We start from the raw sequence: 24,923 nt of genomic DNA on the forward strand, positions 1-24,923 counted from the left end.
CTCGAATCGTGAAGCGGAAGATCATCATGGACGTCGACACCGGCATCGACGATTCGCTGGCTCTGCTCTACCTGCTGGCCTCCCCCGAGGCCGAGATCATCGGAATCGCCGCCACCGCGGGCAATGTGGCCGCCGATCGGGTGGCGGCCAACAACCTCGCCTGGCTGGACGTGTGTGGAGCCCCGGAGATCGAAGTGGCCCTGGGCGCCGCGGAACCTCTCGCGATTGCGCTGCGGACCACCGAGGACACCCACGGGCCCCAGGGTGTGGGGTATGCGGAACTCCCCGAGTCGCGGCGGACGGTGTCGGAGCGGTCGGCAGCGCAGATGTGGGTGGATCTGGTGCGCGCGCATCCCGGCGAGATCGTCGGGCTGTGCACCGGGCCGCTCACCAATCTGGCGCTGGCCCTGCGGCTCGAGCCCGAACTGCCCCGGCTGCTGCACCGGCTGGTGATCATGGGCGGGGCGTTCAACCATCCCGGGAACACCACCCCCACCAACGAGTGGAACGTGCACGTGGATCCCGAAGCCGCCAAGCAGGTGTTCGACGCCTTCTCCGCGGCGCCGGCGGATCGACGGCCGATCGTGTGCGCGCTCGACATCACCGAGACCATCGAGATGCATCCCAAACATCTGGTGGCGCTGGCGGATCGGGCCGGGAGCACGCCCGCCGAGACCGTGGGGCCGCAGGACGGGCCGCAGTGGCGTTCGGCGGCAAGCAATCCCGTCATCCGGTATTTCACCGATGCGGTGCGGTTCTACTTCGACTTCCACCTCCTGTACGACCAGGGGTACCTGGCGCACATGCACGATCCGTTCGCCGCAGCCGTGGCACTGGACCCGCAGTTGGCGGTGACCCGGCCCGCGACCGTGGATGTGGAGCTCGCGGGGACCATCACCCGGGCGACCACGGTGGCCGACTGGGCGGGCATGTGGGAGCGGGAACCCAACGCCGACATCGTGATCGGCACCGACCCCGAACTGTTCTTCGATCGCATGATCGCGCGCGTCGGCGATTTCGCCCGCACGCTCTACCCGCCGCAGGAGGCCCGGTGACCCGCGAAAACGACGGTGACTACAGCGCCGGATTCCGTGCGCGGCTCGGCCTGCCGGGGATCATCGATATTCATACCCATTTCATGCCCGAGCAGGTGCTGCGCAAGGTGTGGGAGTACTTCGATTCCGCGGGGCCGCTCACCGCGCGGCCGTGGCCCATCACCTATCGCGACGACGAACAGGTGCGGCTGAAGACCCTGCGGGGCTTCGGGGTTCGCGCGTTCACCTCGCTGGTGTACCCGCACAAGCCGGATATGGCGGCGTGGCTGAACGAGTGGACCGCCGATTTCGCCGCGCGCACGCCCGACTGTCTGCACACCGCCACCTTCTACCCCGAACAGCACGCGGCCTCGTATGTGGAGGCGGCGCTCGAGGCCGGGGCGCGGATCTTCAAGGTGCACGTGCAGGTCGGCCACTTCCATCCCGGCGACCCGTTGCTCACCGAGGTATGGGGCATGCTGCAGGAGGCCGGGGTGCCGGTACTGATTCACTGCGGATCGGGTCCCGCCGCAGGGGAATTCACCGGTCCGGAGCCGATTGCCGCACTGCTGCGGCGTTTTCCGCGGCTGCGGTTGATCATCGCCCATATGGGCGCTCCCGAGTACAGCGAGTTCCTCGATCTCGCACAGGATTACGATGGAGTGCTGTTCGACACCACCATGAACTTCACGGACTTCTTCGAAGCCCAGGACCCGTTCCCGGCCGCGGAACGCGGCCGGCTGCGCTACTTCTCCGACCGCATCCTGTTCGGCAGCGACTTCCCGAATATCCCGTACTCCTACAGCCACGCCCTCTACGCGCTGGAACGTCTCGACCTCGGCGACGGGTGGCTGCGGCAGGTGTGCCACGACAACGCGGCGCGCATCTTCGACATCGACACGGCTGCTCAGATCGCGGACACCAGGCCCAGCTCACCGTCGTAGCGGCGATACAGCAGGCGGCCCCGGCCCGCGGCGGCATCGGTGTAGAACACGAACGGCAGCCCGTACGCGCACAGGCGCGCGGCGGCCTCGTGTTCGGTGAGCCGGCGGGTCGGGTGCGGATTCATGGTCAGCGGCAGCTGCGCGAGCTCGCGGGGTGGATGGACACGGCGCTGGCGCGCCATACGTACGCCACGCGGGCCCGCCCAGTAGACGAGCGCGTCCTCGCCGGTCGCGGCATCGGTGAAAAGGTGTGCGTCGTAATCCATCCGGTCCATGACCGTCACCGCGACGCTGGGTGCGCACACCTGCAGTTCACACCGCTTGCGGTGCAGAACGAGTCCTTCGCCGGTGACCTGTGCCAGCGGTGCGCGCCCGGGATCGGGAGTCCAGCGTGACGGTGCGCCGTGCCGTAGGCGATGCAGCTGCCGGTCCAGCCGTTCCGCGGCGAAGGTGAGCGCGAAGCCGCCCGGCCCGTCGATCTGGGTGCGCACCGGCTCACCATCGAGGACCAGGTTCACCTGGGCCACGGTCCGTCCACCCGGGTGGGCGCCGCCGGTGAGCCGCACCCGCGCTCCCCCGTCGATGTGATGACGACGCAGGGTGCGGCCGATGACTCCCTGCGCCCGTATCAATTCCAGTGGCGGCAGCTCACCGCTCACGCTCACCTCGATCTCCGGCTCCGCCACCATCACCTCGCCTGTGCCCACGGAACGCCCACCTCCGTTCGTCTCGCCTCCGAGCCGGATTCCGGCCGCACCCATGGCACCACCGAGGTGCGATCACGAACAGGGTCGAAAGTCCTCGCGGGCCACCGATTCACGTTCGTCCTGGTCAGCGGGGTGCGATGTGGGTGCGCAGGGTGGCGAGCCGGTCCGCGTACTCCTGCGCGTCGATCTCGCCACGCGCGAAGCGCTGCGCCAGTACGTCTTCCGCGCGCGGCGGTTCCGACCGGGGCGTGCGATCACGGTCGGCGACGGCGAAGCGGATCAGCACGATCAGCCCCGCGATCAGCAGACCCCAGAACAGCAGCATCCCCAGCCCCATGCCGGCGTAACCCCAGCCGTTCATATCGTGGTCGTACCACATCACGACACTTCCTCTCTCGTCGTGGTACCGGGACCGCCGCGCCGATCGCGGCGGTTCACCAGTCACTGTGCGCCGGGTGTCGGCCTCGGCAGCAGGGGCGATCGACCTCGCCGCCGAGTACCAACGGCCTCGTGCCGCCGGCTCTCACCGCGACTTGCGCGGCTCGCGTTGCTGATCCTCGACGTACGCCTGGATCAGCGACCAGGGCGCGCCGGAACGAGACCCGTGGTCCGCTGCCGCGCCGCTCTGATTCGGTTGTGCCACATGCGCTTTCAGGTCGGCGGCGACGCGGTCCGCCCAGGTCTTGATGTCCTCCCAGTTGCGCAGGTCCGTCGCCGGGAGCACGCGCAGGGGCGAGGCGGGCAGCTTGCGTAGCATGCGCATGGGCCAGGACAGGCCCGCCGGATCCCAGCGGCCGCCGAACATTCCGAGAAGGAAGGGACGCAGCCAGTCGTAGTGGGCCAGCATGGCGTCGAGCTGCTCGCGGATCTCCTCGACCGGCTGCTGCGGATCCACCTGGCCGGTGGCGAACACCGCCACGTCGCGATGCGCCAGCACATGACCGAACCGGCTCAGGAAGCGGCGTGCCGGGCGCGGCCAGCGCCCGTAATAGAACGGGGCGCCCAGCACGAATGCACGATACTCGTCGACCGTGCGAATGTCGTTCATGGGCCGGCAGTCCGTGTCGAGGCCCGCCGCACGCAACACCGCCGCCACCTGTTCGGCGATCTCCCGGGTGGAACCGTAGCGACTGGCGTAGGCGACCAGCGTTCGATTTCTCATTGGATTTCCTTTGCCGCGGAATCTCTTACGCACCCATGGTCGGACGGCGGGACCGCCCGGCGGCAGGGCCGGTGGCTAGCGCCGGACGTGACGATGGTCCTCATACCCGCCGTCCGACGTCCGGCCCCGAACCGGTGACGTCCGGCCCTGCCGTCCGCCGCCTCGGAATCCCAGGATCGTTCACGAACCCTGCGGAACAAGGCCCTTCGGCGAAGGGCCCGGCGAGAGAGGGATGTTCATGAACAAGGCCACGGCGGGGATCGTCGGCGTCGCGTCGGCGCTGGCGGGATTGGCGGCCGATATCGGATGCTGGCTCGCACCAGGTGCCTGACCTGGGGTGCGACGGCGGAGGAGGCCGCGCGCGCCATGCCCGGGGACGGGTTGCTCAGCGCACCGGATGTGCTGGCCACCCGGGCGGTCACGATCGCGGCCGACCCCGCGGCCGTGTGGCCGTGGCTGGTGCAGATCGGGCCGGGACGCGGCGGGGCGTACACCTATGACTGGATCGAGAATCTGCTCGGTCTGGATATGCACAGCGCGGAATCGATTCTGCCGCAGTATCAGAACCTGTCGGTCGGGCAGACGCTGCCGCTGGGGTCGTCGGGGCCGGCGCTGCGGGTGGCCATCGCGGACGCACCGCACGCGCTGGTGTTCGCGTCGCTGGATCACCGGTGGGTGTGGGCGTTCGGCCTGTATCCGGTCGCGGGCGGGACGCGATTGGTGAGCCGTAATCGGATCGCGCTGCCGCACCTGTCCGGGCCGAGCAGATTCGTCTACACGTCGATCATGGAGCCCGGCAGTCTCGTCATGGAGCGCAAGATGCTGCTGGGAATCAAGGAACGCGCCGAGCGCAAGCGCGAACTCGCGGTGACCAATGGCCCCGGGGCGCGGTCGGAAAGCCCGTATTCGCCCGGCGGCGCAGCGCGAACACTCGAGGTATGACCGCTATGAACGTCACTCCCGTTTCCGTTCCCGATCACCGGACGATGCTGGCGGCGATGCGGCTGGCCTCCCGCGCGCCGTCGGTGCACAACACCCAGCCCTGGCACTGGGTGTTCGACGGCGAGAAACTGCACCTCTACACCGATACCGACCGGTTGCTCACCGCGGCGGATCCGCTGGGCCGGCAGCTGGTGATCAGTTGCGGGGCAATGTTGCACCACGTGCGCACCGCGTTCGGTGCGCACGGCTGGCATACCGATACCGTGCGGGTGCCCAATCTGCTCGAACCCGGTCATCTGGCCGAGATCAGCTTCCGTCCGTGGCCGAATCCGCCCGCGGGGCTGGTCGCGCGGGCCGCCGTCATCGACGAGCGGCGCACCGACCGGCTGCCGCTGAACCCGCCACAGAACTGGGAGGCGGTGCTGCCGCGGCTGCGCATGCTGGTGTCGCCGCACTACCTCGAGCTCGACGCGCTCGACGACAGCGTCCGACCGCGCCTGGCCGCCGCCTCCGAGCAGGCCGGCGCGCTGCGCCGCCACGACATGATGTATCAGGCCGAGATCGGCTGGTGGACGGGCCATTCCGGAATGCCGGAGGGGGTGCCGGCCGACGCGTTGATCTCCGACGCCGAAGCCGTCCGGGTCGATGTCGCCCGCACCTTCCCGAAGGCGCCGCACGCCATGCGCCGGGAAGGAACCGAGGATCGCGCAGCCCTGGTGGTGCTCAGCTCCCCGGCCAACTCCCCCACCGAATGGCTGCGCACCGGCGAGGCGCTGTCGGCGGTATTGCTCGAATGCGCCAGCGTGGGCCTGGCGACCTGCGCACTCACGCACATCACCGAATTGCCGACCGGCCGTTCGCTGTTGGCGGGGCTGCTCCCCCGGCCGGGCATTCCGCAGATCGTCATCCGCATCGGCACCGCCCCCGACGACGCGGAGCTGCATGCCCCGACACCGCGCCGCCCGTTGACCGACATCTTCGAGGAGGCCCGCCACTGAATCTCCGCCACGAGCAACGCGACCCGCGCCGCAGGACCGGAAGGTCTCTGCGGCGCTGTCGTTTCCGGGCAACCGGCGGGGATGACCGAAACCGGCACGCAATGCACTACGGCACGCGCCGCATATTCGCGTTGCCCGCACACAAGTCGCGGCCGATCCGGCTGCCGGATCGGCCGCGTGTGTTGTCGCCCGCGCCGCGCGTGGTGCTTCAGCGGTCCGGATGCACCACCATGACCGGGCAGTGCGCGTGCTGCACCAGCGAGTGCGTGGTGGAGCCGAGCAGCATGCCCATCAGGCCGCCGCGGCCGCGATTGCCGACCACGACCAACTGCGCCAGCGCCGACCAGGTGCGCAGGTGGGTGGCGGGATCGGAGAAGTAGATCCGCCGGGTCACCTCGACCTCCGGGTACTTCTCCCGCCAGCCGGCCAAGCGTTCGGCGAGGATCGCCTCCTCGACATTGTCGAGATCGCCGAGCGCCGGCAGGGGTTTCGCACCGGCGAACTTGCCGAAGACCCAGTCACTCCAGACGTGAACCGCCACCAGGGTGGTGCGCCGTTCGGCGGCCTCCACGAACGCCGCGCCGATCGCGGCCTCGCTGACCGGACTGCCGTCCACGCCCACCACCACCGGTCCCGTCTCGCGAACGGTGTTGTCCGCGTCCGGATCCGGGCGCACCACGAGGACGGGACAGCGGGCGTGCGCGGTGACGGCGAGCAGGGTGGAGCCCAGATGGCTGACGGTACCGTTCTCGCCGGTCGCGCCGAGCACGACGGCGTACGCGGTGGCGCTCCGCTCGATCAGCAGCCGGGTGGCGTCGTCGGCGGACAGGTGCACGGTGACGCGCAGGCCCGGTTCCAGTTCGCGGACGAGGCGCTCGGCGTGCAGCACCACCGCCTTGCCGTGTGCGCGGGCGCTCTCCACCAGCCGCGGCACCACGACCTCGTAGACGCCCAGCACCCGATTGATTCCGACCAGGTCCATGCCGTGCACGATGTGCAGTCCGCGGCCGCGCCCGGCGGCGTACGCGGCGGCCCAGCGCAGGGCCGTCTCCGATCCGGGGGATCCGTCGACCCCGACGACCACGGCCGCCGAGGCCAGTAGATGCGGATCGCCGTAGGCGTGGGCTGTCATGACCGCCTCCGTCTGTGCTGGGGGTTCACGGTGCCCGGACCCGGGCATCCAACCCCTACGGTAGAGAGGAAGCCGGCGCGCGGACTGCGGTCGATCGTCCTCAGCCGCAGGGCCGAAAGGCCGCCCTGCGCACCGGCTTCGACCTGGCGTTTCCACGGCCGGGACGGGTCCGGTTTCGACCGATCACGGCCCTTGGTCCCGGTCCGATCGGGAACATCGCCTCTGATCGCCGAGCGATCGCCGGAAGAAGCTGGCTGCCATGCGAACCCGTCTGCGTACCGATCCGCTTCCGACACTCGCCGTGCTCGCCGGGACGGCCATGGTGATCGCGGTGCCCCTCACCCTGGCCTGGCTGCCGATGTGGGCGGACCGGTACGGCGCGGTGCTCGTCTATCTGGCCTTCCTCGAATACGGCGGGGTGGCCGCCGGTTTGGTGCGCTGGGGTGTCGGGGAGTTCCGGCGGTCGGCGCCGACCTGGGTCGCTCGAATCGAGGACCAACGACTCCTGCTCGGCCGGTCCCGCGACACCTAGCGTTGCCCTATGAGCGCTGTACCTTCCTCCGACACCATCGAACGGTGTGTGCGACTTGCCGGTCGCGCGCCGTCACTGCACAACAGCCAGCCTTGGCACTGGGTGTTCGACGGCTCCGTGCTGCGCCTGTATTCGGTTGCCGGGCGGCTGCTTCCGGTCACCGACGACTCCGGGCGGCAATTGCTGCTCAGCTGCGGGGTCGCGCTGGGTCATCTGCGCGCGGCGCTGGCCGCGTCCGGCTGGCACGCCCTGGTGGCCTATTTCCCCGATCCGGCGCACCGCCGTCATGTCGCCACGATCGACTTCGTGCCCTCGCCCATCGTGACCGACGCCGATCTGGATCAGGTGAGCGCCATCGAGCGGCGTCACACCGATCGACTGCCCTTCGCGCCGCCCGAGGGCTGGACGGATTTCGCGATCGTGCTGCGCGCCTTGATCGATCCGGCCGACGCCATCGTGACCGTGTTGCCCGCCCAGGCGCGCCCCGAGCTGGCGCGCGCGTCGCGGATGACCGCGGCCCTGCGCCGGCACGATTCCTCCTACCAGGCCGAATTGCGTTGGTGGGCAGGGCATGAACTGGACTCGGAGGGGATTCCGCCCGGGGCGCTGGTGTCCGCCGAGGAGCGTGGGCGGGTGGCGTTGGGCCGCGATCTGCCCGTGATCGCCGGGCCGCCGCGCCGGGCCGAACTCGGAAACGACCGGGCCGCGCTGCTGGTCCTGTCGACCGCCGCCGACTCGCCCGCGGATCTGGTGCGCTGCGGGGAGGCGCTGTCGACCGTGCTGCTGGAGTGCACGGTCGCCGGTTACGCGACCTGCCCGCTGACCCACATGACCGAACTGCCGCGCAGTCGCTTCGTTCTCCGTGAGCTCATCGGAGGTTCCGGGCATCCGCAGGTGCTGATCCGGGTGGGACAGGCCCCCACCGGCGCGGAGCGCACGCCCACGCCCCGGCGGCCGCTCACGGAGATCTTCGAGGTGACCACGCCGGGGCGCACGCACTAGAAAGCGTTCGGGCGCACGGGCATCGGCGCTACAGCCGTGCTCGCTCCCGGGCCAGGGCGCGGTCCCGCTGTTCCTCGAAGCGCGGCACCCGCACGTGCTCCAGATCGCCGAGGAAGGCGGCCAGCCGTTCGCGCGCCTGTTCCCCGGCCGGGCCGAAGTCGTTGCGCCCGAAAATGTTCCACTGCCGCATCACCGGCAGCAGCACCTCCTCGAGATGCTGGCGCAGATCGTAGACCCCGTGTTTGGCCATGAGCACGCCATTGCGGCGGAAGTCCGGCATTCCCGCGCCGGGCATGCGGAAGTTCTCGACAATCGCGTCGATGGCCACCATCGCCTGATCGGGCACCAGGTCCAGGGCCGCGCCGCACAGGGTGCGGTAGAAGATCATGTGCAGGTTCTCGTCCAGGGCCAGTCGCTGCATGATGTCCTCGGCAATGGGGTCCTCGCAGAACTGGGCGGTATTGCGGTGGCTGATGCGGGTGGCCAGTTCCTGGAAGCTGACATAGGCCACCGAGTACAGGAATCCGGCCTGCCCGGCCGCGGTCACCGCGTCCAGCGGCGGCGCGAATCCATTGGTCATGTGGGTCATGCGGGCGTTCTCCAGGGCCACCGGATCGACGCCGCGGGTGACCACCAGATAGTCGCGCAGCACCACGCTGTGCCGGTTCTCCTCGGCGGTCCAGCGCCCCACCCAGGTGCCCCAGGCGCCGTCCAGTGAGAAGTTCTCGGCGATCTCGCGGTGGTAGGACGGCAGATTGTCCTCGGTGAGCAGATTGGTGACGAGTGCGGCCTTGGCCACCTCACCCAGCCGGGATTGCTCGGGATCCCAGTCGACCCCGCCGAGTTGGGCGAAGTTGCGGCCTTCGTCCCAGGGGACGTAGTCGTGCGGATGCCACTCCTTCACCATGGCCAGATGCCGGTCGAGCGCGGCACCGGCCACCGGTTCCAGCTCGGTGAGGATTTCGCGTTGAGTCAGCGCACGTGCCAAGGGAATTGACCGCCTTCCTGTCGAACCGTGAGGACCTCGTGTCGCATGGATGCGGCACGAGGTCCCATGTCAACAGCGCGGCAGGTCGGCTTCCAGGGCCGAAGGTCCCTGAAGCGCATCGGCGAACGTCCCGGATCGTTGTCGTCCTCAGCCCAGATCGCGGCGACGGAATCCGGTGAGTGCGCCGCCCGCGAGCAGAGCGGCGACGAGGAGCAGGGCAATGATCGGCGCGGCGGTGACCGGCTCCCACGGCGCGCGCGGGGTGTGGGCGAACGGTGAGGCGTCGTCGAACCAGCCGGGCAGGTCGAAGGAGTTCGCGAACATGACGCCGACCACGCAGTAGGCGAAGACGGTCCAGGCCGCCGGCAGGCTCGCCCGCGGGAACCAGCCGAACGCGAGCGCGGTGCCCGCGATGACGACCCACACCGCGGGCAGATATACGACGGCGGATCCGGTGGTCCGTGCGATCTGTCCCGGATCGGCGACGGTCAGCGCGTAGCTCAGGCCGATGCCGACACCGCCGGCGGCCAGCACCACGGCGCTGCCGGCCAGGGCGACGACGAGCTGACCTGCCAGCCAACGACTTCGGCTCACCGGTGCGGACAGGATCAGCTCGGCGCGGCCGGCGGTCTCCTCACCGCGCGCTCGCAGGGTGCTGACGATGCCGTAGGCGGCGGCCAGCAGCGCCATCATCGACAAGGTCAGCGCCAGATAGGAATTCACCGCCGATTCCGCGCCGCCCGGGAAGTACGCGGACAGCTCCGGATAGTCGCGCAGATAGTCCTCGATGCTGTCGGCGAACGCGCCGTAGGCCCCGCCCAGCGTGAAAACGCCTGCCGTCCAAGCGAACAGTGAGCCGCGCTGCAACCGCAGCGCGAGCCCCAGCGGTGCGCGCAGCGCCCAGGAGGCCCGCGCCCGGCCGGTCCCGTACCCGAACAGGCCCGCCCCGAAATCGCGTCGATCCAGCACCACACAGGCGACGCCGACCAGCACGGCCGAGGCCAGCGCGAACAGCAGCAGCGGCCACCACCGATCGGACACATAGGGGTAGGTGCGCTGCCCCCATCCGAAGGGCGAAGCCCATGCCACGGCGTCGGGCCCGACATCCCCGATGGCGCGCACCACGTACGCGGCGGCCAGCGTCAGGGTGACCGACCCGTAGACACTGCGCGGATTCTCGAACAGTTGCGCCGCGACCGCGGTCACGGCCGCGAAGGTGAATCCCGCGCCCGCCACCGCGACCCCGGTCAGGACCGATCCGGCGGCCGGCAGGCCGGTCGCGACGGCGGCGGCGAACAGCGTCAGCGCGAGGGCGACATCGGCGACGGCGGCCACGCCCAGTGCCGCGACCGTCGGCGCGCGCCGGCCGACGCGGGCGGAGCGAATCAGTTCGGCGCGGCCGGTCTCCTCGTCGGATCGGGTGTGCCGTCCGACCAGGAACATATTCATCAGCCCGGCCACGATCACCAGGTAGGCGAAGATCTCGAAGAGCACCTCGCCGCCGATGGTGTCGAGCAGTTTGGTGGGCCCGCCCATGGCGACGGTGGCGGCGCTGGCGGACATCGTCTGGCGCAGCTGCGCGAGCTTCTGCGGGGTGTCGTAGAAGTTCTGGCTGCCCACGGACTGGAAGGCCAGCAGGGCCGCCGCACCGAGCAGCCAGAACGGCAGGGTGAAGCGTTCGCGCCGCAGCGCGAACCGGAACAGTGTGCCCGCGCCGGTGACGGTCTCCCCCTCGGCGGCGCGGTCCGCGACGATAGGACGGACAGCGGTGGTGCTCATGCCCGGCCTCCCGCGGCGACGTCGGCGGCCCGGTAGTGGCGCAGGAAGATGTCCTCGAGGGTGGGCGGCGCACTGACCAGACTGCGCACCCCGAAGTCGGCGAGCAGTCGCACGACGGTGTCCAAATGGGCGGTGTCCACTTCGAATTGGACCCGGCCGTCGGTGCGCACCAGATTGTGCACGCCGGCGACTTCGGCGAGACCCGTTGCCGGGCGGACGGTTTCGACGGTGATGGCGGTGCGGGTGAGATGCCGCAGTTCCGCCAGGGAGCCGGTCTCCACGGTCCGTCCGGCGCGGATGATGCTCACCCGATCGCAGACCGCCTCCACCTCGGCCAGAATGTGGCTGGACAGCAGCACGGTCTTCCCGGCCGCGCGCAACTCGCCCACGCAGGCCCGGAATTCGGCTTCCTTCAACGGATCCAGGCCGACGGTGGGTTCGTCCAGCAGTAGCAGGTCGGCGTTCGAGGCCAGCGCGGCGATGAGCGCCACTTTCTGCCGGTTGCCCTTGGAGTAGGCGCGGGCCTTCTGCCGCGGATCCAGATCGAAGCGTTCCAGCAGCTCGTCGCGGCGGCGGCGATCCACGTCGCCGCGCAGCCGGGCCATCAGGTCGATCACCTCGCCGCCGGTGATGGTGGGCCACAGCGTCACCTCACCGGGAACATAGGCCAGGCGCGCGTGCAGGCCCACGGCCTCCGACCACGGGTCGCGGCCGAGGACGCGGGCGGTCCCGGTGTCGGCGCGCAGCAGACCCAGCAGGACGCGGATGGTGGTGGTCTTGCCCGAGCCGTTCGGGCCCAGGAAACCGTGCACCTCCCCGGCCCGCACGGTCAGATCCAGGCCGTCGAGGGCGCGCACCGGCCCGAACGTCTTCGTCAATCCGGATAGCGCGATCGCTGGTTCGCTCATGCTCGAAGTCCTCCCGGACCAGCGGTGTCGGGTGACACCGTCCATTCTGCGCCCGACCTTCGCGCGCTGGGATCAGAATGCGGCGCAGGCGGATTCGTGCGGGAGAACAGATGGTCCCCAGCCGGGGAGGCCAAGGACCCCGGGTCGATCGGCGATCAGCCCGCACTGCGGGCCGCTCCGGCGACACTCGCTGGAAAATAGGGACTTTGGACCATGCCACCCGTACTGATCAGCGCGCTATGTTGGACCTCACAGCACCCCTGAAAGATCGGACGCGCCATGATCAAGGTATTCCTTGTCGACGACCACGAGATCGTGCGTCGTGGACTGGTCGACCTGCTCGAGGGCGATCCCGGGCTCACCGTGGTCGGCGAGGCCGCCGACGTCGCCCAGGCGCTCGCGCGCATTCCCGCCCTGCGCCCCGATGTCGCGGTGCTCGATGTGCGGCTGCCCGACGGCAACGGCATCGAACTGTGCCGGGAACTGCTGTCGCGCCTGGACAACCTGCGCTGCCTCATCCTCACCTCCTTCACCGACGAGCAGGCCATGCTCGACGCCATCCTGGCCGGCGCCAGCGGCTATGTCGTCAAGGACATCAAGGGGATGGAGCTGGCCAAGGCCATCAAGGAGGTCGGTTCGGGCCGGTCGCTGCTGGACAATCGCGCCGCCGCCGCGCTCATGGAACGCCTGCGCGCGAGCACCCAGCCCGACGGTCCGCTGGCCGGGCTCACCGATCAGGAACGCAAACTCCTGGACCTGCTCGGCGACGGCCTGACCAACCGCCAGATCGCCGAGCGCATGTTCCTGGCCGAGAAGACCGTCAAGAACTACGTCTCCCGCCTGCTGGCCAAGCTCGGCATGGAACGCCGCACCCAGGCCGCGGTCCTGGCCTCGAAGCTGCGCTCCGGCGGGGCGAGCTGACCCGACCGGCACGGTCGAGCGAGCACCGGATCCACTACCCGCTCCGCAGCGAATATCGCTGCGGCACAAGCATGTCCGGGTGCTCCCACCGGCCCGCTCAGGCGCGGCGCAGGGCGACGGCGGTGACCTTGTATTCCGGGCAGTCGGTGATCTCGTCGGTGTGGCGGGAGGTGAGTTCGTTGGTGGGGGCCTCGGGGAAGTGGAAGGCCGTGAAGAGCTGGCCGGGGGCCACCTCCGCGGTGGGGCGGGCGGGGAGCACCAGGTGGCCGCGGCGGCTGCGGATTTCGACCGGATCACCCTCGCTCAGGCCCAGGGCGGCGGCGTCGCCGGGGGCCAGGTCCAGGGTTTCCGCGGGCAGCAGTTCGGCGTTGGGGGTGCGCCGGGTCATCGAACCGGTGTTGTAGTGGGCCAGGCGGCGACCGGTCACCAGCACGAAAGGATATTCCGCGTCCGGGGTTTCGCCCGGCGGCAGGTAGGGGCGGGCGGCCAGGGCGGCGCGCCGGTCGACGGTGGCGAAGCCCTCCAGGTAGAGGGTCGGGGTGCCGGGGTGACCGCGATCCGGGCAGGGCCATTGCAGCGAGCCCTCGGCATCGAGGCGGCCATGCGAGATGCCGCCGAAAACCGGTGTGAGCCGGGCGCATTCGGACATGGCGCCGGCCGGGTCCGGGAAACCCGGATCGCCACCCATGGCGGTGATCAGGGCGTGCAGGATGTCGAAGTCGCTGCGGACGCCGGGCGGCGGCGCGACGGCGGCACGGACCCGCTGGAAACGCCGCTCGAAATTGACGAAGGTGCCGTCCTTCTCGAGGAAGGCCGCGGCGGGGAACACTACGTCGGCGGCTTCGGCGGTGCGGGAGAGGAATATGTCCTGGCTGATGACGAACTCGCAGGCGGCGAGGGCGGCCCGGACGTGACCTGCGTCCGGGTCGGAGGTGAGCAGATCCTCACCGATCACGTACAGCGCGCGCAGGTCTCCGGTGAGCGCCGCGCCGAACATGGCGGGGATGCGCAGGCCCGGTCGCTCCGGCACCGGGACGCCCCACGCGTGCGAGAACCGTTCCCGCACGGCGGCCTCGGCCACCTTCTGGTAGCCGGGCAGGACGTCCGGCAGCGCGCCCATGTCCGAGGCGCCCTGCACATTGTTCTGCCCGCGCAGCGGCAGCACGCCACAGCCGTCCGGGGTGCCGACCGTGCCGCGCAGCAGCGCCAGATTGGCCAGGGTGCGCACGCCGTCGGTGCCGTGCAGGTGCTCGGTGACGCCGAGTCCGTACACGATGACCGGGTGGGCGGCGCGCCCGAACAGGCGGGCCGCGGCGCGCACGGAATCGGCGGGGATGCCGGCGATCTCGCCGACCCGCTCCGGATTGTGGTCGTGCAGTACGGCTTCCAGCTCGGCCAGGCCGGTGGTGCGGGCCTCGAGGTAGGCTCGGTCGGCGTAACCCTCCTCCAGCAGTACGCGGGCCAGACCGTTGAAGACGGCCACATTCGAGCCCGGACGGCCGCGCAGATGCACGTCGGCCACCTCGGCCAGGGCGGTGCGGCGCGGATCCACCACGAGCAGGCGCGCGCCCGCGGTCACGCGGGCCATGATGCGGGAACCGACCACCGGATGCGCCTCGGTGGGGTTCGCGCCCACCAGCAGAATGCAGTCGGCGCGGTCGAGGTCGTCGAACGAGTTTGTGCCGCCGGCGAATCCGAAGCTGGCGCCCAGCCCGGCTGCGGTCGGCGCGTGGCACAGCCGCGAACAGTTGTCGATATTGTTGGTGCGCAACATCGTTCGCGCGAACTTCTGCGCGAGGTAGTTCTCCTCGTTGGTGGCGCGGGCCGAGCAGATCATGCCTATGGCCTGCCCGCCGTGCGCGTCCCGGATCCGCGTCAGTTCCGCCGCGACCAGGGTCAGCGCTTCCTCCCAGGTGGCGGGGCGCAGGGGTGAGCCGCGGCCGGCCGACCGGATCAGCGGCTGGGTGAGGCGGTCGCCCGACCGCAGGAACCCGTGCGCGAAACGTCCCTTCACACAGGCGTGTCCGCGATTCACCGGAGCGCCGTGGGTGGGCGTCACCGAGACGACTCCCGCGTTGTCGGTGTGCACGTCCAGCGCACAGCCGACACCGCAGTAGCCGCAGGTCGTGGTGGTCGTCGCGGTCTCGGCTCGACCGGCCGCACGAGTGTCGGACAGTGCCCCGGTGGGGCAGGTGTCCACGCAGCTGCCGCACGAGACGCACGCCGATTGCGCCCACGGCCCGCCGTCTCCGGGAGCCACCACGGTGTCGAATCCGCGGCCCGACAGCTCCAGCACGAACGAGCCCTGCACTTCGGCGCACATCGCGACGCACCGGCCGCAGGCGATGCACAGGTCGCGATCCAGCGTGATGTAGGGGTGGGAGTCGTCGACGCCGCGGCCCGCGTGCTCGGTCCCGTGGAAGTCGGTGTCGCGCACGCCCATCTGCGCGCAGGCCCGGACCAGCTCACTGTGGGGTGCGGGCCGGTCGAGCGCGCGGGCGGGCAGTTCGGAGACGATCAATTCGAGCGCGCCGCGGGCGGTCTCACGCGCCGCGGCGTCCCGCGGATCGATGGTCATCCCCTCCCGCAGCGGCGTCGTGCACGCGGCGGTGACGCGCCCGTCGGCCCGCACCAGGCAGATGCGGCAGGATCCGCGCGGTGTCAGCCGCTCGTCGTGGCACAGCGTCGGCAGATCCAGGCCCGCGGCCCGGATCGCGTCCAGAACGGTTGCGGTCTCGGTGGTTTCGACCGGAATCCCGGCCACGTGGACCCGTGTCACGACTTCCTCTCCGGCGCTGATGCGCCATAGACACGCAGCAGGCTGCGGACGGCCGCGGCGACGCCGCTGCCGTAAGCGCACAGGCTCCCGGTTGCCATGATGTCGAGCAGTCGCCCATAGGCGGGCTGTGTCAGCGCGTCCGGTGCGGATCGCTGTGCGAGTTCGAATCCGCGCTGGGTGCCGACGCGGCAGGGCGCGCACGCACCGCAGCTCTCCCGGCGCGCGAAGGTCCACAGATTGCGCAGCAGCGCGGCCGCGGGGACGTGTTCGGGTATCGCGATCAGGCTGCCGTGGCCCAGTGCGACTCCGTACGCCGCGAGATCCTTGGTGGCCAGGCCGATATCGAGCTCGTCCGCGCCGAGGTATCCGCCCAGCGGCCCGCCGATCTGCACCGCGCGCAGCGCGTGCCCGTCGCGCAGGCCGCCGCCGAGCTCCTCGACGATATGGCGCAGGGAGGTGCCGAATTCCACCTCGTACACGCCGGGACGCGCGAATTCCGCGTTCAGGCACACCAGTTTGGTGCCGGTTTCGAGTGGAAGCCCCAGCCGGGCGTAGGACTCACCGCTGTGCCGCACGATCCACGGGATGGCGGCCAGGGTTTCCACGTTCTGCACCACGGTGGGACGGCCCGCGAAGCCGCAGTCCGTCGGGTAGGGCGGGCGGGCCTGCACCGCGCCGCGCAGCCCCTGCAGCGAGCGCAGCAGCGCGGTCTCCTCCCCCGCCACGTAGGAACCCGCGCCCTCCTGCACGACCACCTCGAAGTCCAGCCCGGAACCGTGCACGTTCGTGCCGAGATGCCCTGCGGCCCCGGCTTCTTCGACTGCCGCACGCATGGCGGCCAGCGCCGCCGGATACTCCGAGCGCACCAGCACCCGCCCGTGCCGAGCGCCGACGGCGGCGCCGCACAGCGCCATTCCCTCGAGCACCCGATGCGGGTCGTATTCCATCAGCAGCCGGTCGCAGTAGGAGCCCGGATCACCTTCGTCGCCATTGGCCACCACCCAGCGCGGCCCCGGATTGAGCAGCGCGGCACGCCATTTCGCGCCCGCCGGAAACTCCGCGCCGCCACGTCCGCGCAGTCCGGAGCGCACCACCTCACCGATGACACCGGACCACGCGCCCGCCGCCAGCACCGCCGACCAGGTGTCCCAGGGTTCGTCGACGCCGGACAGTCCCGCGAGGACGACCGGTTCCGGCGCGGCGCAGGCGAACGGTATCGGACCCGGCGGGCCCTGTTCGGTGACCGGCACGCCGTCGATCATGGCCGCCGGCCCGGTGTAGCACAGTCCGAGGCAGTAGACGTGTCCGTGGTCGCCGGTCGTGGCCGCCGCACCACCGCGCGCGACGAAACAGCCGGTGCCTTCACACACCCGAATCCGTTGTGGGTCTGCGAGATCCGCGTAGAATGAAGCAGAACCGGCCACCGCGGCCGTGGGTAGAGAAGCGGACTTCGCAACCTCGGCGATATCCGATCGCCGGATTTCGTGGTGGTCGTCGATCGCCTCCCGCAACCCTTCGGTCGCGTTCGCGGCGGAGGCAGCGAATCGATTGGCACGCAGCGCCATCCAGTCCCGAGGTTGCCCGATCATGGTCCTCTCACTCCCGCCCCGGCTCAGCGGTGGCCGGCGCATTCCACTCTGACCCACCCCGGGTCCTCCGCGGCAGGGCCGGGTTGCCCGTGCTTTCAAGGGCTTTGGTCCCCCGATCCGACATTCCGGCGGCCCTTCGCCGCCGCGTCGGTCCGGAGCACGCTGACATCATGGATGCGAGTACAAGGACCGGCGAACGATCCGGCGCGGATGCCCGCAAGCCGGTGGTGGTCGGCGTCGACGGTTCTCCGGCGGCGCTGCGTGCCGTCCGGTGGGCCGTCACGGAAGTCATCGCCCGCCCGGCGCCGCTGCGACTGGTGCTGGTGCTGCCCGATATCGACAAGCCGGCCTTCCGGCCCGGCGGCGGCAAGCATCGCGCCGCCCTCGGCACGCTGGCGGCGGCGCGGCGCGCGGCGCTGTCGCACTGGTCGCAGGCCGGTGTCACCGAACCCCTCGACCTGACCGACGAGGTGGTGTGGGGCCAGGCCGACCGGGTGCTGACGACGCTGTCGCGCGACGCGGCGTGGGTCGCGCTGGGCTGCGCCGATATCGGCTTCTTCTCCCATATGGTGCTCGGCTCGACCGCCTTGGCGGTGAGCCGCGACGCCTACTGTCCGGTCGCGCTCGTCCGCCGCGCGGAGATCGAGTCGGGACCGGTGCTCGTGGTGGTCAATGCCTGGTATACGGCGAAACCCGCGCTGCTGGCCGGGTTCCGGGCCGCCCGGGCGCGCGGCGACGCCGTGGTGGTGGCGCGCATCTGGCAGGGCCGCACCTGGACCGGCGCGTTCCACTACGGGGGCAGGGTGCCGGTGGTGCCGGATGCGCAGATCGCGCACACCCTGCGCGATTTCCCCACCGTCACGGTGCGCCCGGTGACCGTCGTCGGTGACGCCGTCGAGACGATCGCCTATATGAGCGCGGGCGCGAGCCTGATCGTGATCGGCCACGACGTCAACCGTGATCACCCGGAGCGAATGGCTCCGGTCACCCGCGAATTGATCCGCCACGCACCGTGTCCGGTGCTGCTGATGCCGGACTCCCCCGACGCCGCCGACCGCTCCGCGCGCTCGGCCCGCTCGTCTTCGCTGCCGCTGACCCGCTGATCACGCTCGTTCGAAAGACCGCACCGCCATGACACAGCTCTCCTCTCACCGCGAATCCCCTGCGACACCGCGGGATTCGAGCCCGCGCACGGCCATGCTGGCGCTGGCCACGGCCGGCTTCGCCGTCAACTTCTGGGCGTGGGCGCTGCTCAGCCCCCTCGGCCCGCTCTTCCAGGAATCCTTGCGGCTCAGCGCCTTCCAGCAGGCGCTGTTGGTCGCGGTGCCGGTGCTGGTGGGCGCGCTGGGCCGGATTCCGGTCGGAGCGCTCACCGATCGATACGGCGGCCGGGCCATGTTCACCGTGGTTTCGCTGCTCACCGCGGTCCCGGTGCTGTTCCTGGGCACGATCGGGCACGGCAGCCTGCTGTCGCTGATACTCGGCGGCTTCTTCCTGGGATTGGGCGGCACCGCCTTCGCCATCGGCGTGCCGTTCGTGAACGCGTGGTTCCCGCCCGAGCGGCGCGGGCTGGCGGTGGGCGTCTTCGGCGCGGGCATGGGCGGCACCGCGATCAGCGCCCTGACCACCGTGCGGCTGGTCGACGCCGGTTCGGTGGCGACGCCGTTCCTGGTGACCGCCGCCGCGCTCGTCGCCTACGCGGTCGTGGCCGCGCTGTTCCTGCGGGACGCTCCCGGGCGCACGGTCCCGGCCGAATCCCTGGCCGGGCGGCTCGGGAAAGCCGTGCGACTGTCCGTGACCTGGCAGGCCGCCGCACTGTACGCGGTGGCTTTCGGTGGCTACGTGGCGTTTTCGGTGTACCTGCCCACCTACCTGAAGACCGCGTACGGACTCACCCAGGCCGACGCGGCCGCGCGGATGGCCGGCTTCGTGGTGCTCGCGGTGGTGCTGCGGCCGGTCGGCGGGTGGCTCTCGGATCTCTTCGGCCCGGTGCGGGTGCTGGCGTCGGCCTTCGTCGCGGTGGCGGTCGCGGCCGGGGTCCAGTCGAGCGGGCCCGCGCTGATTCCCCTGGGCACCATCGCATTTCTGACCATGGCCGCGGCGCTGGGTGCGGGCAGCGGGGCCGTGTTCGCGTTGGTCGCCGCACGCGCGCCGGAGAATCGGGTGGGCGCGGTGACCGGTGTGGTCGGCGCGGCCGGCGGACTGGGCGGGTTCGTCCCGCCGCTGGTCATGGGCGTGGTGTACACCGTATTCGATTCGTACGCACTGGGTTTCATGGCACTCACGGTGGTGGCCGCCGCTGCCGCCCTGGCCACCCTGACCGTGGTGCGCGGTGCCGAGCACGAGCGCATCGAGTAGCGCGCCGCACACGGCTGCTGCCGTACGACTGCGCCGCCGGGATCCCTCGGATCTCGGCGGCGCAGTCGTGGGTTCGTCATTCGGGGCGGTTCAAGGTGTCCGGGCGGGTTTGCCCGAGCGGGCGGCGGCCAGCAGTTCCGCTGTCGCGCTGTGGATTCCGTCGGCGATCAGTTCGATATCGGGTGCGCCGTCATAGTCGCCGGTGATTCCGAAGGTGAGCTGGTCGACGTAACTGAGGATGGCGACGGCGGTCCGCAGCCGCATGGCGATGGGCACGACGGGCCACAGCTCGAGGATCCGGCGACCGTGTACCGACAGTTCGCGGCGCGGGCCCGGGATATTGGTGGCGATGGCGGTGACGCCGCGCTGCGGCAGATGCGAGAGCAGGCGCAGGCTCCAGGCCAGCGGCGCGAACGGCAGCCACGACGACATGCCCAGCACCGCCTTCTCGGCCTGCGCCTCGCCGCGTGACTTGTGCGCGGTCAGGTTGTCGTGAATGGCGCGCAGGCGTTCGACGGGGTCGGCGATGTCGATCGGCAGATGCGGGAGCATGGCCGAAACCCGGTTGTCCATCACGTATTTCGCGTCCGAGGAGCGCATGGACACCGGCACCAGGATGCGCAGTTTGTCGCGGGTCGGGTCCTCGCCGCGCGCCAGCAGCAGGCTGCGGTAGCCGGAGGCGATCACGGTGAGCACGACATCGTTGACGGTCGCGCCGAAGGCCGCGCCGATCTCCCGGAATTCGAGCAGGGAGGTCCGGGCGGCGATGTAGCGGCGCTGGCGTCCGATCGGGCCGTTCAGGGAGGTCCCGGCGGTCGGGGTCACCGCGGCGCGAACCACGGGAATGAGGCTGCGCGCCATGCCGATCGCCTGCCGCGGCAGTTCCACGGGTAGCAGCAGGCTGCGCGCGATCCAGTCCAGACCGCCTGCGCTGCGCGGCTTCTCCTGCGAGTCCCCGGATTCGTCGGGGCCGGGGGCGGTCGGAAGGTCGTCGCAGAACTGCGCCAGCAGCGTGATTCCCGAAACCCCGTCCACCAGGCTGTGGTGCGCCTTGACCAGCAGGGCCCACCGATCCCCGGACAGTCCTTCCACCACGACGCACTGCCACAGTGGATGATCGCGGTCCAGCCGTTCGGTGAGCTCGGTCGCCAGCAGTTCGGACAGGGCCGCCTCGTCACCGGGCGCGGGCAGGGCCGTCCATCGAATGTGGTGCGCCGGATCGAAAGCGGGGTCGTCCTCCCATACCGGCGCCGAGAGGTCCAGGGTGGCCCGGCGCAGTCGCTGGCGCAGCCGCGGATTGTCTCCCGCTCTGACCCGCATCACCTCGAGGAACTGGTGGCGGGGCGGCGGCGGTCCGTCGAGGATCGCCGCGGCGCCGATTCCGAGACTGATGTGCTGATCGGAATCCTCGAGTTCGAGGAATCCGGCGTCCAGCGGTCGCAATTCGGTCATAGCCGATATCCCATGGAGTCGAAATGTGTTCTGACACATCGATCATGGCTTGGCCGGAGGTCTCGTCGTGAGAAGCGAAGGTAACCGCGGTCGGTGACCGCGGTCACCTCCTATCCAGGGGCGCACGCCTGGAATCCCACTGCCGCACTAGGTTTCGATCGGTCGGCTGAGCTCGCGCCATTCGGCCTCCCAGCGGATGCCGCGCCGGCGCGTCAGCAGGTAGTCGATCGACCGATCGATCGCCACCGCGCTCACCCAGACGGCCATGAGGATCGCTGCGGCCGTGCCGATCCCGTCCCAGGCCGCGCTGGAGGGCAGCCGGGGCATGCTCGTCGGCCGTCCTGCCTCGTCGATCCACAGCGGGACCTCGGACCCGGCGGTGGCGGTGTGGTCGACGACGAGGGTGGCGGTCTCGGTGCGACCGTCGCGTTCCCAGCGGACCGGCGCCTCGTAGCGGGGCGGGGCGTAGCGGGCGAAGGGCCCCTTCGGCTCCGGTTCGGCCGTGAGGGTCGCCGTGACAGCGGTCTTCCCCGCATTGTCGACCTTGATCCGCTCCACCGAACCCGCGTAGGCCGCGGTGCCGCCCGCGCCCGCGAGGGGTACCGCGAGCAGGGCCAGCGCGATCACCAGCAGCCGGATCACCGTCTGGCACCGATCGGAGCCGCGCATCAGCGGATTCGAGTTCCACGGTCCCAGCCGCCACAGGCGCAGCGGCAGGTGCGGATTACGTGTCATGGCGCGAGTCCTTCCGCACCACGAGCACGGGGCACGGCGCGTAGTGCAGCAGTGCGGTGCTCACCGAGCCGAGCACGCCGGCGGCGAAGCCGCCGCGCCCGTGGCTGCCGACCACCAGCAGCTGGGCCTGCTCGGCGTGCCGCAGCAGCGCCCGGACGGGGGTGTCGCACACGATGATTCGCTGCACCTGCACCTGCGGGTACCGGTCGACGAAATCGCTGAGTATCGCCACGAGCCGCTCGTCCTCGCCGCGGCGCACCGATTCCCACCCGCGCACCTCGAGGTCGAATCCGCTGGTGTCGTGTCCGGCGTGCACCGCCAGCACCGGCACCTTGCGCCGGGCTGCCGCGTCGAAGGCCGCTTCGACGGCCGGCAGGCAGTTGGCGCTGCCGTCCACGCCGACCACCACCGGTGCGGTGGCCGAGACGGGTTCGTCCGGCGTGACACCGTGCACGACCGCGACCGGGCAGTGGGCGTGCCGGCTCAGCGCCGTGCTCACCGAACCCAGCACCGCCCGCCGGACGGCTCCGCGGCCACGATTGCCGACCACGATCATGCGCGCGTGCCGCGAGCGGTCGATGAGCGTCGGGGTGATCGGGTCGAGAACGAACTCGGTGGTAATGGCGAGATCGGCGCCGGGCGTCGCGTTTTCAGCGATTCGGCGCGCCTCGGCGAGTACCCGGGCGGAGCTTGCGCGCAACTCGGCCAGTTCCGCCGCGCGCACCGCCGTCACCGGATCCCCGAACCCGGGGATGACGCAGGCGGTGACGATATGCAGTGGGCTGCCGACCGATTGGGCTTCGACCGCCGCCCAGGCCACCGCCTGAGAGGAGATCTCCGAACCGTCGGTGGCGGCCACGATCGGCGGCATCCGGGGCGCGGGATCGGCATTGTCGGCCATGATTCCTCCTGTACGCGGTCGGACCGGCGCTACTTCTTGGGCCCGAACTTGACGCCGAAATACGTGGTCACGATGGCGGTGATCATGATGAGCAGGGCGATGAGCACCGCTGCCATGGGCCAGTTCATGAGTGTCTCCCTCTCACAGGATGTTTCGGTCACGAACACCGGCGGTATCGCCCCGTATTCGTGTTCCTTCACAGTGCGGCAGCGGCGGTGCGCGCGGCAGAGCCCGATGTCACCCTTCCCGGCACCTTCGGCAGTGACTATCGCCGCATGTCGCGACCGTCTCTCCGGCCCATGAACCAGGGACCTTCGGCACCTGTTCGGGCCGGATGATCATGACGGCGGGCAATCGATGACAGAATCTCCAAGCGTGGACCCGTTGCGCCGTCTCAGCCGTGTAGCACTGGCGTTCCTGCTGGTGGCACTGGTGGGGACCGCCGGTTACATGGTCCTCGGATTCGGTTTCCTGGACGCGATGTACCAGACGGTGACGACCATAACGACCGTCGGGTTCCGTGAGGTGCAGCCACTGACCCCGGCGGGCCAGGTGTTCACCATGGGCATCATCCTGGTCGGTGCGGGGACGGTGTTCTACCTGTTCGGGGTGATGCTGGAAGCCCTCATCGAAGGACATCTGCGCAACCATGTGGAACGGAGACGGATGGACCGCCGGATAGCCCGGATGCGCGGGCATGTGATCGTGTGCGGCTGGGGCCGGGTGGGCTGCTCGACAGCGCAATACCTGTCCAGCCTCGGCAAGACCATCGTCGTCATCGACCGCGACCCGGAACGGTTGCGCGACATCGAGTTTCCGCACATCCTCGGCGATGTCACCGATGACAGCGTGCTCGAAGCGGCCGGCATCGAGCACGCGCAGGCCCTGATCGCGGCGCTGGACAGCGATGCCGACAATGTCTATGTGACCCTGTCGAGCCGGGCGCTGCGCTCGGATCTGGTGATCATCGCGCGCGCCCGCACCGAATCCTCCAAGTCGAAACTGCTTCGCGCCGGAGCGAATCGGGCCGTCAATCCGCAGCTGATCGGCGGTCGCCGCATGGCGGCGTTCGCCCTGCAACCCAATGTCGCGGAATTCCTCGACGTGGTCATGCACGAGGACAGCCTCGAGTATCGCATCGAGGAAATCACGATCGCCCCCGATTCCCGGCTGGCCGGCCGCTCCCTCACCGACACCGCACTGCGCCGCACCACCGGCGCGCTGCTGCTGGCCCTGCGGACCTCGGAGGGCAGGTTCATCGCCAACCCCGCCGACGAGACGCCCGTGCACGCCGGCACGATTCTCATCGTGCTGGGCACCCCGGCCCAGCTCGACGCGGTGCGCGCGCAGGCGGTCGGCTAGACCCGCCCGCTCGTGACCTTGTTCCCTGTGCGGGGGCGGATTCGCCTGCTGGACTGCAAGTATGGAGTTCTACCTGGCCGTCGTCGGCGTGGTGCTGCTGGTGAACCTGATGCCGGCCTTCGGTCCGCCGACCGCGCTGGTGCTGGTGCTGTTCAAGTTGAACTGGCATCTGGATCCCGTGGCGCTGGTCCTGCTGGGCGCGCTCACGTCGGGCGCGGGCCGCTACCTGCTCGGCACCGCGACCGGCCGGGTCCGGGATCGGCTGAGCGCACACCGCAAAACGGCGCTGTCCGCCGCCAGCAGCTATCTCACCGGCCACCGCGGCCGCTCGATCGCCGGGTACGCACTGTTCCTGCTGTCGCCACTGCCCTCGGCGCAGCTGTTCGAGGCGGCCGGGCTGATGGGGATGCGCCTGCTGCCGCTCACCGTCGCGCATGTGCTGGGCAGGCTCGTCAGTTATTCCCTCTATGTCGGCGCGACCAGCGTCGCCGAACGCAATCTCGGTGCCGCCCTGCTGGATTCGATCACCTCGCCGTATGGCGTCGCGATTCAGGTCGCGATGCTGGCCGCCCTCGTCCTGCTCGCGCGCATCGATTGGACCCGATATCTCCCGCGCCCGGCCGAGCCGAACCGCTGACACAGACGACTGGGCCCGGGCGGGAAGCCACCCGCCCGGGCCCGAATAGTCGCACCGCCCG

The 24,923-nt window shown here is 70.2% G+C and carries 23 protein-coding genes; 11 read left to right on the forward strand and 12 right to left on the reverse strand.

Annotation, left to right across the window (positions count from 1 at the left end; genetic code table 11):
• Positions 1–26 precede the first annotated feature (26 nt).
• Positions 27–1,055 (forward strand): nucleoside hydrolase, encoded by a 1,029-nt coding sequence (locus tag H0264_RS24720; RefSeq protein ID WP_181585808.1) that lies wholly within the window; start codon positions 27–29, stop codon positions 1,053–1,055.
• Positions 1,052–1,978 carry an amidohydrolase family protein gene (locus H0264_RS24725; RefSeq protein WP_244975939.1) on the forward strand — a complete coding sequence of 309 codons (927 nt, stop codon included), beginning with the start codon at positions 1,052–1,054 and terminating at the stop codon, positions 1,976–1,978. The genes H0264_RS24720 and H0264_RS24725 overlap by 4 nt, the downstream gene beginning before the upstream one ends.
• Here H0264_RS24725 and H0264_RS24730 read toward each other — a convergent pair.
• The 3 genes from H0264_RS24730 to H0264_RS24740 form a co-directional block, all read right to left on the reverse strand.
• Positions 1,942–2,685 (reverse strand): sigma 54 modulation/S30EA ribosomal C-terminal domain-containing protein, encoded by a 744-nt coding sequence (locus H0264_RS24730; RefSeq protein ID WP_244975940.1) that lies wholly within the window; start codon positions 2,683–2,685, stop codon positions 1,942–1,944. The two genes, H0264_RS24725 and H0264_RS24730, sit on opposite strands and share 37 nt — an antisense overlap.
• 124 nt (positions 2,686–2,809) lie before the next feature.
• On the reverse strand, positions 2,810–3,064 hold the full coding sequence (locus H0264_RS24735) for an SHOCT domain-containing protein (protein WP_181585811.1): 255 nt from the start codon (positions 3,062–3,064) through the stop codon (positions 2,810–2,812).
• 144 nt (positions 3,065–3,208) lie between these two features.
• Positions 3,209–3,847 (reverse strand): flavodoxin domain-containing protein, encoded by a 639-nt coding sequence (locus H0264_RS24740; protein WP_181579751.1) that lies wholly within the window; start codon positions 3,845–3,847, stop codon positions 3,209–3,211.
• A gap of 306 nt (positions 3,848–4,153) precedes the next feature.
• Here H0264_RS24740 and H0264_RS24745 point away from each other — a divergent pair, with 306 nt between their 5' ends.
• Positions 4,154–4,789 (forward strand): SRPBCC family protein, encoded by a 636-nt coding sequence (locus H0264_RS24745; RefSeq protein WP_181579752.1) that lies wholly within the window; start codon positions 4,154–4,156, stop codon positions 4,787–4,789.
• Positions 4,786–5,787 (forward strand): Acg family FMN-binding oxidoreductase, encoded by a 1,002-nt coding sequence (locus H0264_RS24750; protein ID WP_181579753.1) that lies wholly within the window; start codon positions 4,786–4,788, stop codon positions 5,785–5,787. The genes H0264_RS24745 and H0264_RS24750 overlap by 4 nt, the downstream gene beginning before the upstream one ends.
• A gap of 208 nt (positions 5,788–5,995) precedes the next feature.
• Here the strand turns inward: H0264_RS24750 and H0264_RS24755 are convergent, their stop codons facing one another.
• On the reverse strand, positions 5,996–6,919 hold the full coding sequence (locus tag H0264_RS24755; protein ID WP_181579754.1) for a universal stress protein: 924 nt from the start codon (positions 6,917–6,919) through the stop codon (positions 5,996–5,998).
• 259 nt (positions 6,920–7,178) lie between these two features.
• On the opposite strand from H0264_RS24755, the gene H0264_RS24760 reads away from it, so the two are divergent.
• Both H0264_RS24760 and H0264_RS24765 read left to right on the forward strand, forming a co-directional pair.
• Positions 7,179–7,451, forward strand: a complete 273-nt coding sequence (locus tag H0264_RS24760) for a hypothetical protein (RefSeq protein WP_181579755.1) — start codon at positions 7,179–7,181, stop codon at positions 7,449–7,451.
• 9 nt (positions 7,452–7,460) lie between these two features.
• Complete coding sequence (locus H0264_RS24765) at positions 7,461–8,453, forward strand: Acg family FMN-binding oxidoreductase (protein WP_181579756.1); 993 nt, start codon at positions 7,461–7,463, stop codon at positions 8,451–8,453.
• Positions 8,454–8,481: 28 nt separating this feature from the next.
• On the opposite strand, the gene H0264_RS24770 is transcribed toward H0264_RS24765, so the two are convergent.
• The 3 genes from H0264_RS24770 to H0264_RS24780 form a co-directional block, all read right to left on the reverse strand.
• Positions 8,482–9,441 carry an acyl-ACP desaturase gene (locus H0264_RS24770; RefSeq protein WP_181579757.1) on the reverse strand — a complete coding sequence of 320 codons (960 nt, stop codon included), beginning with the start codon at positions 9,439–9,441 and terminating at the stop codon, positions 8,482–8,484.
• A gap of 147 nt (positions 9,442–9,588) precedes the next feature.
• Positions 9,589–11,220: an ABC transporter permease gene (locus tag H0264_RS24775; RefSeq protein WP_181579758.1), complete on the reverse strand. Its 1,632-nt coding sequence runs from the start codon at positions 11,218–11,220 to the stop codon at positions 9,589–9,591.
• The gene (locus H0264_RS24780; protein WP_181579759.1) at positions 11,217–12,128 is read right to left on the reverse strand and encodes an ABC transporter ATP-binding protein; all 912 of its coding nucleotides are present in this window, start codon (positions 12,126–12,128) and stop codon (positions 11,217–11,219) included. The genes H0264_RS24775 and H0264_RS24780 overlap by 4 nt, the downstream gene beginning before the upstream one ends.
• 279 nt (positions 12,129–12,407) lie before the next feature.
• Between H0264_RS24780 and H0264_RS24785 the strand changes: the two genes are divergently transcribed.
• Positions 12,408–13,049 (forward strand): response regulator transcription factor, encoded by a 642-nt coding sequence (locus H0264_RS24785; protein ID WP_181579760.1) that lies wholly within the window; start codon positions 12,408–12,410, stop codon positions 13,047–13,049.
• Between the two features lie 97 nt (positions 13,050–13,146).
• On the opposite strand, the gene fdhF is transcribed toward H0264_RS24785, so the two are convergent.
• Positions 13,147–15,828, reverse strand: coding sequence for a formate dehydrogenase subunit alpha (gene fdhF / locus H0264_RS24790; protein WP_181579761.1), 2,682 nt, complete (start codon positions 15,826–15,828; stop codon positions 13,147–13,149).
• Positions 15,825–17,417, reverse strand: a complete 1,593-nt coding sequence (locus H0264_RS24795; RefSeq protein ID WP_244975941.1) for an NADH-ubiquinone oxidoreductase-F iron-sulfur binding region domain-containing protein — start codon at positions 17,415–17,417, stop codon at positions 15,825–15,827. The genes fdhF and H0264_RS24795 overlap by 4 nt, the downstream gene beginning before the upstream one ends.
• Before the next feature lie 170 nt (positions 17,418–17,587).
• Here H0264_RS24795 and H0264_RS24800 point away from each other — a divergent pair, with 170 nt between their 5' ends.
• On the forward strand, positions 17,588–18,520 hold the full coding sequence (locus H0264_RS24800; RefSeq protein WP_181579762.1) for a universal stress protein: 933 nt from the start codon (positions 17,588–17,590) through the stop codon (positions 18,518–18,520).
• A gap of 28 nt (positions 18,521–18,548) precedes the next feature.
• The gene (locus H0264_RS24805) at positions 18,549–19,775 is read left to right on the forward strand and encodes an MFS transporter (protein ID WP_220139836.1); all 1,227 of its coding nucleotides are present in this window, start codon (positions 18,549–18,551) and stop codon (positions 19,773–19,775) included.
• Positions 19,776–19,865: 90 nt separating this feature from the next.
• Here the strand turns inward: H0264_RS24805 and H0264_RS24810 are convergent, their stop codons facing one another.
• The 3 genes from H0264_RS24810 to H0264_RS24820 form a co-directional block, all read right to left on the reverse strand.
• On the reverse strand, positions 19,866–21,227 hold the full coding sequence (locus H0264_RS24810) for a wax ester/triacylglycerol synthase family O-acyltransferase (protein WP_181579763.1): 1,362 nt from the start codon (positions 21,225–21,227) through the stop codon (positions 19,866–19,868).
• A gap of 147 nt (positions 21,228–21,374) precedes the next feature.
• A complete protein-coding gene (locus H0264_RS24815) occupies positions 21,375–21,962 on the reverse strand; it encodes an Rv1733c family protein (protein ID WP_181579764.1) in 588 nt (195 codons plus the stop codon).
• Complete coding sequence (locus tag H0264_RS24820; protein WP_181579765.1) at positions 21,952–22,863, reverse strand: universal stress protein; 912 nt, start codon at positions 22,861–22,863, stop codon at positions 21,952–21,954. Before H0264_RS24820 ends, H0264_RS24815 begins: the two co-directional genes overlap by 11 nt.
• A gap of 357 nt (positions 22,864–23,220) precedes the next feature.
• On the opposite strand from H0264_RS24820, the gene H0264_RS24825 reads away from it, so the two are divergent.
• Positions 23,221–24,225, forward strand: a complete 1,005-nt coding sequence (locus tag H0264_RS24825; protein ID WP_181579766.1) for a potassium channel family protein — start codon at positions 23,221–23,223, stop codon at positions 24,223–24,225.
• A 61-nt stretch (positions 24,226–24,286) separates the two neighbouring features.
• Positions 24,287–24,862 carry a hypothetical protein gene (locus H0264_RS24830; RefSeq protein ID WP_181579767.1) on the forward strand — a complete coding sequence of 192 codons (576 nt, stop codon included), beginning with the start codon at positions 24,287–24,289 and terminating at the stop codon, positions 24,860–24,862.
• Positions 24,863–24,923 lie beyond the last annotated feature (61 nt).

The sequence above is a fragment of the Nocardia huaxiensis genome, from assembly GCF_013744875.1.
Lineage (GTDB): Bacteria > Actinomycetota > Actinomycetes > Mycobacteriales > Mycobacteriaceae > Nocardia > Nocardia huaxiensis.

Excerpts from the sequence above, each read along its gene's own strand:
- H0264_RS24720 (WP_181585808.1), top strand. The coding sequence starts at position 27 with ATGGACGTCGACACCGGCATCGACGATTCGCTGGCTCTGCTCTACCTG.
- H0264_RS24735 (WP_181585811.1), bottom strand. The coding sequence starts at position 3,064 with ATGTGGTACGACCACGATATGAACGGCTGGGGTTACGCCGGCATGGGG.
- H0264_RS24740 (WP_181579751.1), bottom strand. The coding sequence starts at position 3,847 with ATGAGAAATCGAACGCTGGTCGCCTACGCCAGTCGCTACGGTTCCACC.
- H0264_RS24745 (WP_181579752.1), top strand. The coding sequence starts at position 4,154 with ATGCTGGCTCGCACCAGGTGCCTGACCTGGGGTGCGACGGCGGAGGAG.
- H0264_RS24750 (WP_181579753.1), top strand. The coding sequence starts at position 4,786 with ATGACCGCTATGAACGTCACTCCCGTTTCCGTTCCCGATCACCGGACG.
- H0264_RS24755 (WP_181579754.1), bottom strand. The coding sequence starts at position 6,919 with ATGACAGCCCACGCCTACGGCGATCCGCATCTACTGGCCTCGGCGGCC.
- H0264_RS24760 (WP_181579755.1), top strand. The coding sequence starts at position 7,179 with ATGCGAACCCGTCTGCGTACCGATCCGCTTCCGACACTCGCCGTGCTC.
- H0264_RS24765 (WP_181579756.1), top strand. The coding sequence starts at position 7,461 with ATGAGCGCTGTACCTTCCTCCGACACCATCGAACGGTGTGTGCGACTT.
- H0264_RS24775 (WP_181579758.1), bottom strand. The coding sequence starts at position 11,220 with ATGAGCACCACCGCTGTCCGTCCTATCGTCGCGGACCGCGCCGCCGAG.
- H0264_RS24780 (WP_181579759.1), bottom strand. The coding sequence starts at position 12,128 with ATGAGCGAACCAGCGATCGCGCTATCCGGATTGACGAAGACGTTCGGG.
- H0264_RS24785 (WP_181579760.1), top strand. The coding sequence starts at position 12,408 with ATGATCAAGGTATTCCTTGTCGACGACCACGAGATCGTGCGTCGTGGA.
- H0264_RS24795 (WP_244975941.1), bottom strand. The coding sequence starts at position 17,417 with ATGATCGGGCAACCTCGGGACTGGATGGCGCTGCGTGCCAATCGATTC.
- H0264_RS24800 (WP_181579762.1), top strand. The coding sequence starts at position 17,588 with ATGGATGCGAGTACAAGGACCGGCGAACGATCCGGCGCGGATGCCCGC.
- H0264_RS24805 (WP_220139836.1), top strand. The coding sequence starts at position 18,549 with ATGACACAGCTCTCCTCTCACCGCGAATCCCCTGCGACACCGCGGGAT.
- H0264_RS24810 (WP_181579763.1), bottom strand. The coding sequence starts at position 21,227 with ATGACCGAATTGCGACCGCTGGACGCCGGATTCCTCGAACTCGAGGAT.
- H0264_RS24815 (WP_181579764.1), bottom strand. The coding sequence starts at position 21,962 with ATGACACGTAATCCGCACCTGCCGCTGCGCCTGTGGCGGCTGGGACCG.
- H0264_RS24820 (WP_181579765.1), bottom strand. The coding sequence starts at position 22,863 with ATGGCCGACAATGCCGATCCCGCGCCCCGGATGCCGCCGATCGTGGCC.
- H0264_RS24825 (WP_181579766.1), top strand. The coding sequence starts at position 23,221 with ATGACAGAATCTCCAAGCGTGGACCCGTTGCGCCGTCTCAGCCGTGTA.
- H0264_RS24830 (WP_181579767.1), top strand. The coding sequence starts at position 24,287 with ATGGAGTTCTACCTGGCCGTCGTCGGCGTGGTGCTGCTGGTGAACCTG.